The following is a 13,178-nucleotide window of genomic DNA, read 5'->3' as shown; positions in this document are numbered from 1 at the left end:
GCGTTGGCATACATGTCAGGGATAATCACACAGCCCTTTTCGCGCAGGATTTTGTCGGCACCCGCGGTGACAGGGCCGTTCGCGGCTTCGATAATCAAAGGCGCTTTGATACGCTCGGCGTTGGACAGGTTGATCACCCCTTCCATCGCCGCGGGGATCAGGATGTCGCAGTCTTCTTCCATCACTGCCGCACCGTTCTCGGTATAGGCCGCATCAGGGAAGCCTTTGACGCCGTCGTGTTTGACAATCCAGTTGCGCACATCTTCGATGTTCAAACCGTCAGGATTGGTCAAAGCGCCGTCGCGCTCGATGATACCGATAACTTTACAGCCGTCTTCTTCGCTCAGAAACTTGGCGGCGTGATAACCCACGTTCCCAAGACCTTGAACGACAACACGCTTGCCATCCAGAGATCCGCTCATGCCGGCCTTTTCGATATCGCGTGCATCGCGGAAGAATTCTTGCAACGCGTATTGCACCCCACGACCGGTCGCCTCGACACGTCCGGCGATGCCACCTGCGTTCAGCGGTTTGCCCGTTACACAGGCGCGCGCGTTGATGTCTGTGGTGTTCATCCGTGCATATTGGTCGGCCATCCATGCCATCTCACGCTCGCCCGTACCCATGTCAGGCGCAGGAACGTTTTGGGAGGGGTGGATCAGGTCGCGCTTGGCCAGTTCATAGGCGAAACGACGGGTGATTTGTTCAAGTTCGTATTCGTCCCACTCACGCGGATCGATGCAAAGACCACCTTTGGAGCCACCAAACGGCGCCTCGACCAGCGCGCATTTGTAGGTCATCAGGGCTGCGAGCGCCTCGACCTCGTCTTGGTTTACGCTGGTTGCATACCGAATGCCACCCTTTACCGGCTCCATGTGTTCAGAGTGAACAGAGCGATACCCTGTAAAGGTCTTGATCTCTCCGCGTAGTCTGACACCGAAACGGACCGTATAGGTCGCGTTACATACCCGGATTTTCTCTTCCAAACCCGGCGGCAGATCCAACAATCCAACCGCACGGTTGAACATTAAATCTACGCTTTCTCTGAAACTCGGCTCGTTTGCTACGCTCATTTTGTACCTCTGATGACATGCAACGAATTTGCGCCAATTGGCTAAGGTAACTATGCCCTATTATTGAGGGCGCGCGAGCAAATTCGACGAGTTTCTTCGGTTGAACGCTCAATTTTTAGTCAAAATGAAAACTTTTTTAAGGATTGCGGGTTTCTGCTTTGCAGCACCAGCGATGTTTGCGCTAGCGGCCTGCGTCTGCCGGAAACTCTTCGCGGCATTGGCCACAGAATTGGGCGAAGCGTGCCTTATTTCGGCCTGATTCCAACTTCAATGAAGACGTCGAGGGAGTGTATCTGACGCGATGTCAGACACAAAGCCCGTGAACCGACGAGGACACCATGCGTGTTACAAGACGACATAGCCGACTGACTCATTTGCGCCGCTTTGCAACGCGTTTTCAGCGCGACGAAAGCGGCAGCATGATCTTTTTCGGCATTATCGTCTTTCTTGTAATGTTGATGGTGGGCGGGATCGGCGTCGATTTCATGCATGCTGAAATGCGCCGCACCAAGCTTCAGGATACCTTGGACCGCGCCGTTCTTGCAGCCGCCTCTCTGGATCAGGACTTGCCTGCGCAGGACGTGATCGAGGACTATTTCGCCAAGGCCGGTATGAGCGATCATCTTGGCGACGTCGTCGTGGATGAGGGGCTGGGCTATAAGTCCGTGACAGCCACCGCCAACACCACGATGGATACGCAATTCATGAACCTGGCCGGTGTCAGCACGCTCGCTATGTCCGCCGCGAGCGCCGCAGAAGAGCGCATTGGTGGCGTCGAGATCTCTATGGTTCTGGACGTCTCTGGCTCGATGAGCTGGAACTCGCGTCTGGCCAACCTCAAGGTCGCGGCAAAAGATTTCATCGACACGCTGACCACAACAACAGAGCCGGGCAAGCTGTCGATTTCTATCGTCCCCTATGCAACGCAGGTCTCTGCCCCCAGCCACCTTATGGCCGAGCTGAATGTTTCGACAGAACATGACTATTCCAACTGCGTCAACTTTGACGCAAGCGACTATACCGAGACCGGCCTTGATTTCACCGAAACCCTGAAACGCACCATGCACTTCAGCCCCTGGAGCGATTTCGACGGGCGACCCTATGATCCAAAACGTCTGGTCAGCAGCCCTGTATGCGAACCAAACACCGACGCAAGCAGGCAGATTCAGGTTCTGCAGAATGACGCGACTGCATTGAAAACATTCGTGGATTCCATGTGGGCCGGCGGAAACACCTCGATTGACGTTGGCATGAAGTGGGGCACGGCGCTGCTGGATCCTTCGATGCAGCCGACGATCAACACGCTGATCAACAACGGCTCTGTGCCTGGTGATTTCACAGAGCGCCCCTATGCCTATGACGCAGGGCAGACGCTTAAAGTCATCGTGCTGATGACTGACGGGCAGAACACATCGCAATACTACATCGAACCGGACTACCGCGAAGGCGAGTCCAATATCTGGTGGAACGATCAGGAAGAGGTTTATTCCGTTTATATCGGTCAAGATACCGGCGACGAGGACAATGACGGCAACACCGAAGAGCCTATGTTCTATTGGCCGCATCTGAACGACTGGCGCGACCACGCCTATGGCGAAGGGACATATGACGAGACGCAGGTCACATGGCAGTGTCGCTCTTACCGCCGCAATGGATCCTGCCGTCGCTATCGCAAGATCCGCAAGGTGGTGACCGTCAACGAGCCCGGCTCTGCCGAAGTTCTGAGCTATGGCGATCTGTGGGCCTATACCTCAATTGAACACAACGTCGAGCATCACTATGAGCCGTGGATGAACTACTGGGATGCCCAGGCAGACTGGTACAATGGCGTATTTGATGCCGTTGGCAGCACGGAAAAGAACAACCGCACAAAAGACATCTGTGACCAGGCCAAAGAGGAAGGCATCGTTGTCTTTACCATTGGGTTTGAGGCCCCTTCTTCGGGTCAGGCCGTTCTGCAGGATTGTGCCAGCTCTGACAGCCACTATTTCGACGTGCAAGGGCTTGAAATCTCTGACGCTTTCGCCGCGATTGCCTCGTCGATCCGCCAGCTGAGGTTGACGCAATGATCGCGCGGATTGCCACATATCTGCGCGCGTTCCGGCGCAACGAGGACGGCAACGCCGTCGTCGAGTTCGCCCTGCTGGTTCCGATCTTTATCTTTTTCATGATGGCTGCTGTAGAAGTAGGCCTGATGTCGATCCGCAATACGATGCTGGAACGCGGGCTGGATCAGACCGTGCGCTGGATCCGCCTGAACACCGGGGCCGCGCCGACACATGCCGAGCTTAAGCAGATGATCTGTTCACACGAAGTCGTGCCGGACTGTATGGAAAACCTACAGCTTGAAATGGTGCGCCGCGACATTCGCAATTGGCAGGATATGCCCAGCGAAGTGTCTTGCTCGGATCGCTCCCTAGAAGTGCAACCCATGGCAAATTTGAGCTTCGGCAGCGACAACGAGCTGATGATCCTGCGTGCCTGTGCCAAATATCAACCGATCTTTCCAAGCACGTGGTTCACCAGCGAGCTGACTTTGGACGAAGCAGGTGATGCCCACCTGATCGCGATGACCGCCTTTGTGCAGGAGCCGCGCTAATGTTGAAACGCAAATTCCTGTCAGCCCTGAGAAATTTCCGAGACGACACACGTGGTGTTATCTCGATCGAAATGGTGGTTATCCTGCCGCTGCTGCTTTGGTCCTTTGCGGCGGTCGCCACGTTCTTTGACGCATACCGCGCCCGCTCGTTGGCTGAAAAAGCGGCCTTTACCATCAGTGATATGCTGTCGCGGGAAACCAACGCGGTGAATGCGCAATACATCACCAACACACGCACCCTGTTTGACGAGCTTGCAAGCTCGCAAACCGACAGTTCACTGCGTGTGAGTGTGATCAGCTGGAACTCTGCCCTTAACGCCTATGAGATCGACTGGTCCGAGGCCCGCGGCACACGCCTGATTGCGCTGGAAAACTCTGACATGGACGAGCTGGAACCCAGTTTGCCAGTCATGTCCGACAGTGATGTTTTGATCCTGGTCGAGACGCTGGGATCTTACACTCCGATGCTGAATGTCGGCATTGGTAGCGCGTCAATTGACACGTTCGTCTTTACCCGCCCCCGGTACGCGCCTCAGCTGGTTTTCGAGGGCTCTAGTCCCGCGTGACACCACGCTCGACCAGAAGCGCTTCGATAATCTGTGCCATAGCCTTTGCCTGATGTCCGGGCGCAACGCCCCCTACCCCGACGCGGCGACCAAGCCGCCACCACAGACCAGGTGCCCAGCGCGTTGTTTCTGCCTTGGACTCTGCGATCAGCATAAAGCCGTTGGACGGTTTCAACGCGAACACACCGCGCTCGACCCGTCTGATGACATCAATCGGTATGATTTCTTCGCCGGTGCTGGTGTGCAACCCCTCACGCGTCAAAATGATACGATCCTTTGTGGCGCGAAAGGTTCGGACGGCCATACCGATGGACGCAAAGCCAAAGACCACCAGAAACACTTGCCACCCAAAGCTGGGTGGCGTGTTCATCGCCACATAGACAAGCATAAAGCCCAATACGCTTTGCATAGACACCGCAAGCCAGCGACGGGGCACCGAGGCGCCGACTTCGGCCAGAATTTCGTCGTTCATAGGATCCTCCGCTATGCGCAGCAGCCGTTAGTACGGCATCGGATGCGCACGATGTGCGGCGTCAATATCCTTCATGACCTCGGCGCTCAAGACCAGATCCTTGCCGTCAATGATATGCGCAAGCTGATCGACCGTGGTGGCCCCAAAGATCGCGGACATCATAAAGGGGCGCTGCATACACCACGCCAAGGCCATGTGAACCGGATCAAGCCCGTGTTTTTGCGCGATCGCGAGATAGGCTTCAACCGCCTCCGGAGCCCGCTCGGAAACCCGCCCTCCAAGGTTGCTGCTAAGCGACATACGAGAGCCGTCAGGCACCGCACCGTTGCGATATTTGCCCGTCAGATATCCCGTCGCCAATGGTGAAAACGCCATGAGCCCCACGTTTTCGTTCACAGAAAGCTCTGCCAAATCAGTATCATAGAGGCGACACATCATGGAGTATTCGTTCTGAATGCTGGCGACGCGCGGCAGGCCCTTGTCCTCGGAAAGCCGCAGCCATTGTGCGGTGCCCCAGGCGCTTTCGTTGGACAGACCAAAGGCCCTGATCCGGCCCTTGTCGACTTCTTTCTGCAAAGCCTCCAGCGCGTCTTCGATATGCGCCAGCGTCTCGGCCTTGTTTTGGGAGGACGGGTCATAGGTCCAGTTCTTGCGGAACATATAGCTGCCACGGTTGGGCCAGTGAAATTGGTAAAGGTCGATATAGTCCGTCTTAAGGCGCTTGAGCGATCCTTCGATGGCCTCAGGAATGGTCTTTGACGAAATCGGCGCCCCGTCGCGCCAGATCTTCATTCCTTCGCCCGAGTGCTTGGTCGCCAGAACCACCTCGTCGCGGCGGCCGGTTTTTTCAAACCAATTGCCCAAAAACTCTTCAGAGCGGCCGGTGTGTTCCGCGGCAATCGGGTTCACCGGATACATTTCGGCCGTGTCCCAGAAATCGATCCCAGCGTCCAACGCCATATCCATCTGACGTTGCGCGTCGTCTTCTGCGGTTTGGGTGCCAAAGGTCATGGTCCCAAGGCTGAGGGCCGAGACCGTGATATCGCTTTGTCCGAGTGGGTTACGCTTCATGGTACTGCCCCTTTTACTGTTACCAGTGACATAGCTATGGCTTTGAGGGCCTAACGCAACCGCTTTGTCGCAAGTTTCCGCTTGGGGGGCTGTATTTGAGAAATTGCGATTGAGAACAAAATAAGAACATTGTATTTTTTGAGCATGTCGACTCACCCGCTGAAACGAGACCGCGAACGCCCGCCCCCAAACCTGACCCTCGCGCCGGATGTCTCGTTGCGGCAGGGACGGCTGCACGAGGCCTGCGGACCTGCACGGCGCTCTCTGGCGCTTTGGGTGGCCAGCCAGATGCAGGGGCCGGTGTTCTGGATCTCGCCACCTTGGACCGTCGAGCGGCTGTATCCGCAGGGCATCAAACAGCTGCTGCATCCGGGCCGCGTGACCTTTCTGTCGCCCACCCGTGCCGAAGATGTGCTGTGGACCCTTGAAGAGGTGCTGCGCAGTGGCGAAGTGCCCCTGGCCATCGGTGATCTGCCCGGGCTTCCGGCGCTGACGCCCGTGCGTCGCCTGCATCTGGCCGCAGAACAGGGCGGCGCGGCGGCGGGCCGGCAGCCTTTGGGCCTTATCCTGACCCCTGCCGAAGGTGGCGCAGCCGGGGTGGAAAGCCGCTGGCATATGGCGCCCCGTCACACCCGTGGCCTGAACTCATGGGATCTGAAACGTCTGCGCGCCCGCACCGCGCCCGTCAAAGAGTGGCCAGTCACACTCGGCCCGCGGGGCTTTGCCATTGCCGAGCCTCAGAAATCACCCATTGGGACCGGAAAGCCGAAAAACGACCTTGCAAAGGTCGAATAAACACAAGCGACATCCCTCTCAAAGGCGTCTATCCTAAAGATGATATGCGCCTCTTCATTTCCTTTTCCGCCCTGTTCTTATCGGTCATCTTCCTACAGCTTTCCAACGGCGGGCTTGGGCCACTTGACGCGCTGAGCGGCATTGCACTGGGGTTTTCCACCGAACAGATCGGCCTGATGGGGTCAGCGCACTTCCTTGGCTTTTTCATCGGCTGTTGGTGGGCCCCTCGCTTGATGGGAGATGTCGGCCACTCGCGCGCCTTTGCGGTGTTTACAGCAATTGGTGCCATCGGCCTGTTGATGCACTTTCTCATCATCGATCCGGTCGCATGGGCCATCATGCGGATCGCAGCGGGATTTTGCATCGCGGGCAGCTATACGGTGATCGAGGCCTGGCTGCACGCCAAGCTGACCAATGACATCCGCGCCCGGGCAATGGGCACCTATCGGGTTGTCGACATGGGGGCTTCTTTGGCCGCACAGATGGTGATCTCGGTCCTAGAGCCCGCCTCCTATGTGTCCTACAATATCCTCGCGCTTGTGTGTTGTGCAGCGATCATTCCGCTGACCCTGACCAAGGCCACCCAGCCCGCCATGCCGGATGCGCCACGCTTGCGCCCACGTCTTGCGATGATCAGCTCTCCGCTTGCGGTGGCTGGTGTGATCGTCGCAGGCATCACCTCGGCCAGTTTCCGGATGGTTGGGCCGATCTATGGGCAGGAAATCGGGCTGACCCAGGCGCATATCGGCTGGTTTCTGGCTGCCTTTGTGGCCGGCGGCGCGCTGGCGCAGCTGCCAATGGGGTGGCTTGCGGACAAATACGACCGGCGCTGGGTGCTGATCTGGATTTCGGCGGCCTCTATCTTTGCCTGTATCGCCACGGCAGCCTTCGGAGGCAGCCCCACCGCCACGATGATGCTGGGCGGCTTGGTTGGCTTTGTCACCTTTCCGATCTTTTCGATTGCGTCAGCCCACGCCAATGACTTTGCAAGCGACGATCAGAGGGTCGAGCTGGCCGCCAGCCTGATGTTCTTTTTTGCTGTCGGCGCAATCGCCGCGCCCTATATCGCCTCGACTCTGATTTCCAGCTTTGGCCCCTCGGCGCTGTTTTTGCTGATCTCGATTGGGCATCTGTTTCTGGTGGCCTTCGGCCTGTGGCGGATGCGCTCGCGTCCAACCGAAGAAACCCGAACCCGCTATATCTGGACGCCGCGCACGTCCTTTATCATTGGGCGATTGACCGGGCGGTCCGCGCGCGGTGAAGATCACAGCAGCTAACCCTGCCGCTACTCACCATGCGCGCGTCAAAATCGTTAGAATTTGGTGATGACAGTCGCGCCTACGGCTTGGAATTTATCCATGTTCATCAATGCCTCTGGCGCGTCCTCAAGGCTGATTTGATCGCCGACCAATAGCTGGGGATCCAGTTTGCCCGACCCGATCATATCCAGCATCGCGCCGTATCGATGCGCCTGCATTCCATGCGATCCCAGAATCTCTAGCTCTTTGGCAATCACTTTGCCCATCGGCACCTGCGGGTCGGCATGATCGCCTGCCATCAGCCCAACCTGAACATGCTTGCCACGGGGGCGCAGGTTCAGGATCGAGTTAAAGCATGTCACCTGATGGCCCAGCGCATCTAGCGACACATGGGCGCCCCCGCGTGTCAGATCCAGAACCGCCTCGGGCACATCCGCGACGTCACCGCCATTCACCACAGCAGCCGCCCCCAACTGCTTGGCCATCGCAAGTTTGTCTTCGTCAAGATCAATCGCCACGACATTTGCACCGACAGCATTGGCGATCATCACCGCCGAAAGCCCGACGCCACCGCAGCCGTGCACCGCCACCCATTGACCCGCACCGACCTTGCCCTGATCGACCACCGCCCGAAACGACGTGGCAAAGCGGCACCCGAGGCTGGCCGCAGTTGCGAAATCCATGCTGTCAGGCAAGGCAACAAGGTTAAGGTCTGCCTGATGGACCGCAACATATTCTGCGAATGACCCCCAATAGGTGAACCCAGGCTGTTCCTGTTGCGCGCAGACCTGCTGATGCCCCGCGTGACACTCGGAACACGACCCACAGCCCGCGATGAACGGTACTGTCACCCGGTCGCCAACGCGCCAGCGCGTGACGGCTTTGCCCACCGCGGAGATCACCCCTGCAAGCTCATGTCCGGGGACATGTGGCAGATCGATGTCGCTGTCATGCCCCATCCAACCGTGCCAATCGCTGCGGCAAACCCCTGTCGCCTCGACCTTGATCACAACCCCATGCGGCTCGGGTGTGGGATCTGGCAAAGACACAACCTTCGGCGCTTGTTCGAATTTTTCGTAGAGAACGGCTTTCATAGAGGGTCACCTTCAGGGATGGAGTTTGGCGGAGCAGAGTCGCAGAGTTCTAATAAACCTCTTCGCCAATCTTAGACCATAGCGAAAAAGTCAGGCGCGCTAGACACCGCGCCAGTCCAGATACAAACGAAACAACTGTTGCTGTGTGCTGATTCCCAATTTGGCGTATGCATTCCGGCGATGGGACTTCACTGTTGGCATCGCGATGCCAAGGTGCAGGCTGATCGACAGGCTGGAATAGCCCTTCAAGATCATCTGCAGAATTTCCGCCTCGCGCGACGATAAAACCTCGCGTCCAAAGCTGCCCAGCGGCAACGGCGCAGCAGGGTCAGGCGCTAGCGTATCAGCGTGGTCCGCAGCAATCCTATTAAACGCAACGCGGATCAGCGGCAGAAACAGCTTTAGCGGTGCAAGATCAGCCTCGGGCACACCGCCCGCAACCGCATTTCGTGCCAGACTGATTTCGCCAACCACGTCGTCAGGCAGATCTATCAGAACCGAGACCTCTTGCATCCCCGCAGGCCAGCCCGGTGTGCGATAGCCGATTTCCTCGCTGGCATCGGCCACCACATCTACGCCCGCAGAGACCCAATTGTCAGGCGCAAGATCCGCCATGCGCACGACGCCCTCTCGCAACCCGCTTTCGATCGCATTGAACACGGGATTGATCTCGTAGGTTGCACGTACATAAAGCTGCACCGCAGCTTTAGAGGCCGCGTCTGGATAGCTATCGGCCAGATAAACCGGAGCAGCCGCGCGTCGGTTCAACACCGCAAACCCCGCCTCGCACGGGAAAATCATCTGTACCGCTTGGATAAGCTGTGCTGCGTCGGGCGTGCCGTCCAGAACCTCGGCGATGCGCTCAATAAAACGATGATGATCTGAAATTTGCACGCGTCGATCTTTCGGCCTCATCCCTTGGGATGATAGTTTTGAAATCCTCTGCACCCTATCCTGCAGAAAAGGAGTTTTGGTATGGACCACGCCCCCATCACGCTTGAACACGCAGCCGTCCGACGCGCATTGGATCACATCGACGCAGTACAGACAATGCGCGCACTGTTTGTCGAGCTGGGCGAAGGCCAAGCGGTGCAACCCCCTCAGACCGTCACGGAATTCCCGCAGGGCGGCGACTTCATCACCTATCTGGGCGCGTTGGGCAAAGCCGGTGTCTTTGGCGCGAAGCTCTCGCCGTATCTGCCGCAGGAAAACGGTGCATTGATCACGGCGTGGACGGTTTTGATGTCGATGCAAAGCGGCACGCCCTTGGCCATGCTGGATGCAGGCGCACTGACCACAGAACGCACCGCCGCGACCACTGCTCTGGCTGTGGACCATCTGGCCGCCACGGGGCGCGCATTCACCCTTGCGATCATAGGAACCGGCGCGATTGCACAGGCGCATTTGCGCTATGTCGCACCCTTGCGCGACTGGAACAGCATTCGGGTTTATTCCCCCTCTTTGGCGGCGAATACGGATCTTCAAAACACATGGCATGCGCTGGACCCTCGTGTGCAATCCGCGCCGGATGCGGCAAAAACCGTGGACAATGCAGATGTGGTCATGCTCTGCACCTCTTCGGGCACGCCGGTGATTGATACGACGCTTTTGAAACTCGGCTGCCTTGTGACGTCGATCAGCACCAATGTCGCGCAGGCCCATGAGGTTGATCCGGCCTTTCTGCCCTTGGCCGACGTCTATTGCGACTATCGCCAGACCACCCCCTCTAGCGCGGGCGAAATGGTCATCGCCCAAAGGGACCACGGCTGGTCCCCATCAGACATCTGCGGTGACTTGGCCGATCTTGCGGTGGGCCGATGTGCAAAACCTTCAGGACAGCGACCAGTCTTCTTTCGCTCTATCGGTTTGGGACTAGAAGACATCGCTATCGCCCATGCTATCTATCAACAGGCCCGCCCCTAGGAGATTCCACCATGCAAATCGAGCCCTTTAAAGTCGAAATCTGGATGAACGACTGGGAGACCCGCTGCCAATACAATCTTGCCGAAACCTGCGTTGCCAGCATCACCGTCGAAGAGCTGCTGCGCTTGTCTGGGCGCAATTCAGACGATCTGTCCGAGCTGTTGTCGATGAAACTGACCTATGGGGCAATCGAGGGCTCGGATCGTCTGCGCACTGCAATCGCGTCGCTTTATGAGGCGCAGCCCATCGACAAGATCACCGTCACCCACGGCACCATTGCGGCGAATATGCTGGTCCACAAAGCGCTGGTGGCGCGAGGGGACCATGTGGTGTCGATCGTGCCGACGTATCAGCAGCACTATTCAATCCCCGCCAGTATCGAGGCCGAGGTCGACACCCTGCGCCTTAAGGCCGAAGACGATTTCCTGCCGGACCTCGCAGCCTTACGCGCGCTGGTGCGTCCGGACACGAAACTGATCGCGCTGACCAATCCGAATAACCCCACCGGCGCACAAATGGACCGCGCTATGTTGGTTCAGATCGCCCAGATTGCGCGTGAAGTTGGCGCCTATATCCTATGTGACGAAGTTTATCGCGGCACCGGACAATCCGGCGACGGTTGGGTGCCCTCAATTGTCGACGTCTATGAAAAGGGCATCGCGACTGCGGGCATGTCCAAGGCCTATTCGCTTGCTGGCCTGAGACTGGGGTGGGTTGTGGCCCCCAAAGAGGTCACAGAGCAGATCCTGATCCATCGGGATTATGACACGATTTCGGTGGGCATGATCAACGATCATTTCGCAGCTATTGCGTTGGAAAGTCGAGATAAAATTCTTGCCCGTAGCCACAAGATTGCGCGGGACAATCTAGCCATTCTGTCGACTTGGGTGGACGAGCAACCCCGTGTGTCCTGGGTCAAACCCAGCGCGGGCACCACCGCCATGCTGAAGCTGGACGTGCCGATGACATCACGCGAATTCTGTCTGGGTCTTTTGAAAAACACAGGCGTCATGCTGACGCCGGGCGATGCCTTTGACATGGAGGGCAATGCGCGCATCGGCTATTGCAACAGCACCGATGTGCTGCGCAAAGGGCTGGCGTTGATGGGACAATATCTGGATGGGCTGGGCTAACGCCCACAGCCATTGCGTGAAAGCGGCGCGAGGCCCTAGAACTGGCTTCGGCTTTGCGCTAGGGAGAGCGCGAACGAACGAAGGATAGCTTTATGGCGCGCCACCTCATCACCTCTGCCATTCCTTACATCAATGGCATCAAACATCTGGGCAATCTGGTCGGCAGCCAGCTTCCTGCGGATCTGTTCGCCCGCTATCAGCGCGCGCGGGGCCATGAGGTGCTGTTTCTGTGCGCAACCGACGAACACGGCACACCGGCAGAACTTGCGGCGGCCAAAGCTGGCAAACCCGTTGCAGAATACTGCGCCGAGATGCATGAGGTTCAGGCCAAAATCGCAGAGGGGTTCCGCCTGTCCTTTGACCATTTCGGGCGCAGTTCTTCGCCGCAGAACCAAAAGCTGACGCAGCATTTTGCAGGCCAGCTGGCGGACAACGGCCTGATCCGCGAAGTCTCGGAAACCCAGATCTATTCCCATGCAGACGGTCGCTTTTTGCCGGATCGCTACATCGAAGGTACCTGCCCGAACTGCGGATTTGAAAGCGCGCGGGGCGATCAATGCGACAACTGCACCAAACAGCTTGATCCGACCGATCTGATCAATCCCTACTCCACCATTTCAGGCTCGACCGATCTGGAAGAGCGCGAGACCAAGCACCTCTATCTGCGCCAGTCTGAGATGCGCGAAAAGCTGGGCGAATGGATCGACAGCAAACATGACTGGCCTGTCCTGACCACGTCGATTGCCAAGAAATGGCTGAACGACGGTGACGGCCTTCAGGACCGCGGCATCACCCGCGATCTGGACTGGGGCGTGCCCGTCAAAAAAGGCGACGCAGACTGGCCTGGCATGGAAGGCAAAGTCTTTTACGTGTGGTTTGACGCACCGGTTGAATATATCGCCTGCGCGCAGGAATGGGTCGACGCTGGCAAATGCGAAGACTGGGCGCGTTGGTGGCGCACCGACAAAGGCGCCGAGGATGTCACCTATACGCAGTTCATGGGCAAAGATAACGTGCCCTTCCACACCCTGTCCTTTCCGGTCACTATTTTCGGGTCGGGCGAGCCTTGGAAGCTGGTCGATTACATCAAATCCTTCAACTACTTGAACTATGACGGCGGCCAGTTCTCGACCTCGCGCGGGCGCGGCGTCTTTATGGATCAGGCGCTAGAGATCCTTCCCGCTGACTACTGG

The 13,178-nt window shown here is 57.7% G+C and carries 13 protein-coding genes; 8 read left to right on the top strand and 5 right to left on the bottom strand.

The genetic code is table 11. From position 1 onward, the window contains the following. Nucleotides 1-1,073, bottom strand: a 1,073-nt coding sequence (locus ACEQWH_RS12200) for a Glu/Leu/Phe/Val dehydrogenase (RefSeq protein WP_370231269.1), incomplete at its 3' end; no start/stop codon positions are given. Nucleotides 1,074-1,411: 338 nt separating this feature from the next. On the opposite strand from ACEQWH_RS12200, the gene ACEQWH_RS12195 reads away from it, so the two are divergent. The 3 genes from ACEQWH_RS12195 to ACEQWH_RS12185 are packed head-to-tail and all read left to right on the top strand — an operon-like array spanning nt 1,412 to nt 4,238. After that, complete coding sequence (locus ACEQWH_RS12195; RefSeq protein ID WP_370231268.1) at nt 1,412-3,142, top strand: pilus assembly protein TadG-related protein; 1,731 nt, start codon at nt 1,412-1,414, stop codon at nt 3,140-3,142. After that, a complete protein-coding gene (locus ACEQWH_RS12190; protein ID WP_370231266.1) occupies nt 3,139-3,672 on the top strand; it encodes a TadE/TadG family type IV pilus assembly protein in 534 nt (177 codons plus the stop codon). The genes ACEQWH_RS12195 and ACEQWH_RS12190 overlap by 4 nt, the downstream gene beginning before the upstream one ends. Then, nucleotides 3,672-4,238, top strand: coding sequence for a TadE/TadG family type IV pilus assembly protein (locus ACEQWH_RS12185; protein ID WP_370231264.1), 567 nt, complete (start codon nt 3,672-3,674; stop codon nt 4,236-4,238). Before ACEQWH_RS12190 ends, ACEQWH_RS12185 begins: the two co-directional genes overlap by 1 nt. On the opposite strand, the gene ACEQWH_RS12180 is transcribed toward ACEQWH_RS12185, so the two are convergent. Together ACEQWH_RS12180 and ACEQWH_RS12175 are read right to left on the bottom strand one after the other, a co-directional pair. Further along, nucleotides 4,225-4,710, bottom strand: a complete 486-nt coding sequence (locus ACEQWH_RS12180) for a hypothetical protein (protein ID WP_370231262.1) — start codon at nt 4,708-4,710, stop codon at nt 4,225-4,227. The two genes, ACEQWH_RS12185 and ACEQWH_RS12180, sit on opposite strands and share 14 nt — an antisense overlap. Before the next feature lie 27 nt (nt 4,711-4,737). After that, on the bottom strand, nt 4,738-5,781 hold the full coding sequence (locus tag ACEQWH_RS12175) for an aldo/keto reductase (RefSeq protein WP_370231261.1): 1,044 nt from the start codon (nt 5,779-5,781) through the stop codon (nt 4,738-4,740). Between the two features lie 144 nt (nt 5,782-5,925). Here ACEQWH_RS12175 and ACEQWH_RS12170 point away from each other — a divergent pair, with 144 nt between their 5' ends. Together ACEQWH_RS12170 and ACEQWH_RS12165 are read left to right on the top strand one after the other, a co-directional pair. Further along, on the top strand, nt 5,926-6,576 hold the full coding sequence (locus ACEQWH_RS12170; protein ID WP_370231259.1) for an ImuA family protein: 651 nt from the start codon (nt 5,926-5,928) through the stop codon (nt 6,574-6,576). A 44-nt stretch (nt 6,577-6,620) separates the two neighbouring features. Next, nucleotides 6,621-7,853, top strand: coding sequence for an MFS transporter (locus ACEQWH_RS12165; RefSeq protein ID WP_370231258.1), 1,233 nt, complete (start codon nt 6,621-6,623; stop codon nt 7,851-7,853). Between the two features lie 35 nt (nt 7,854-7,888). Here the strand turns inward: ACEQWH_RS12165 and ACEQWH_RS12160 are convergent, their stop codons facing one another. Both ACEQWH_RS12160 and ACEQWH_RS12155 read right to left on the bottom strand, forming a co-directional pair. Further along, nucleotides 7,889-8,929: a zinc-dependent alcohol dehydrogenase family protein gene (locus ACEQWH_RS12160; RefSeq protein WP_370231257.1), complete on the bottom strand. Its 1,041-nt coding sequence runs from the start codon at nt 8,927-8,929 to the stop codon at nt 7,889-7,891. Between the two features lie 99 nt (nt 8,930-9,028). Continuing rightward, complete coding sequence (locus tag ACEQWH_RS12155) at nt 9,029-9,823, bottom strand: LuxR C-terminal-related transcriptional regulator (protein WP_370231255.1); 795 nt, start codon at nt 9,821-9,823, stop codon at nt 9,029-9,031. An 81-nt stretch (nt 9,824-9,904) separates the two neighbouring features. On the opposite strand from ACEQWH_RS12155, the gene ACEQWH_RS12150 reads away from it, so the two are divergent. From ACEQWH_RS12150 to ACEQWH_RS12140, 3 genes are all read left to right on the top strand, one after another. Then, nucleotides 9,905-10,852 carry an ornithine cyclodeaminase family protein gene (locus ACEQWH_RS12150; RefSeq protein WP_370231253.1) on the top strand — a complete coding sequence of 316 codons (948 nt, stop codon included), beginning with the start codon at nt 9,905-9,907 and terminating at the stop codon, nt 10,850-10,852. 11 nt (nt 10,853-10,863) lie between these two features. Then, on the top strand, nt 10,864-11,985 hold the full coding sequence (locus ACEQWH_RS12145; RefSeq protein WP_370231252.1) for an aminotransferase: 1,122 nt from the start codon (nt 10,864-10,866) through the stop codon (nt 11,983-11,985). A gap of 92 nt (nt 11,986-12,077) precedes the next feature. Beyond that, nucleotides 12,078-13,178 (top strand): methionine--tRNA ligase (locus tag ACEQWH_RS12140; protein ID WP_370231250.1); only part of this gene is annotated, 1,101 nt, incomplete at its 3' end.

Origin of the sequence: Cognatishimia sp. (assembly GCF_964229375.1) — a bacterium.
Taxonomy (GTDB): Bacteria; Pseudomonadota; Alphaproteobacteria; order Rhodobacterales; family Rhodobacteraceae; genus Cognatishimia.
This window is presented reverse-complemented; position numbering and strand designations above follow the sequence as displayed.

Excerpts from the sequence above, each read along its gene's own strand:
- ACEQWH_RS12195 (WP_370231268.1), top strand. The coding sequence starts at position 1,412 with ATGCGTGTTACAAGACGACATAGCCGACTGACTCATTTGCGCCGCTTT.
- ACEQWH_RS12190 (WP_370231266.1), top strand. The coding sequence starts at position 3,139 with ATGATCGCGCGGATTGCCACATATCTGCGCGCGTTCCGGCGCAACGAG.
- ACEQWH_RS12185 (WP_370231264.1), top strand. The coding sequence starts at position 3,672 with ATGTTGAAACGCAAATTCCTGTCAGCCCTGAGAAATTTCCGAGACGAC.
- ACEQWH_RS12180 (WP_370231262.1), bottom strand. The coding sequence starts at position 4,710 with ATGAACGACGAAATTCTGGCCGAAGTCGGCGCCTCGGTGCCCCGTCGC.
- ACEQWH_RS12175 (WP_370231261.1), bottom strand. The coding sequence starts at position 5,781 with ATGAAGCGTAACCCACTCGGACAAAGCGATATCACGGTCTCGGCCCTC.
- ACEQWH_RS12170 (WP_370231259.1), top strand. The coding sequence starts at position 5,926 with ATGTCGACTCACCCGCTGAAACGAGACCGCGAACGCCCGCCCCCAAAC.
- ACEQWH_RS12165 (WP_370231258.1), top strand. The coding sequence starts at position 6,621 with ATGCGCCTCTTCATTTCCTTTTCCGCCCTGTTCTTATCGGTCATCTTC.
- ACEQWH_RS12160 (WP_370231257.1), bottom strand. The coding sequence starts at position 8,929 with ATGAAAGCCGTTCTCTACGAAAAATTCGAACAAGCGCCGAAGGTTGTG.
- ACEQWH_RS12150 (WP_370231253.1), top strand. The coding sequence starts at position 9,905 with ATGGACCACGCCCCCATCACGCTTGAACACGCAGCCGTCCGACGCGCA.
- ACEQWH_RS12145 (WP_370231252.1), top strand. The coding sequence starts at position 10,864 with ATGCAAATCGAGCCCTTTAAAGTCGAAATCTGGATGAACGACTGGGAG.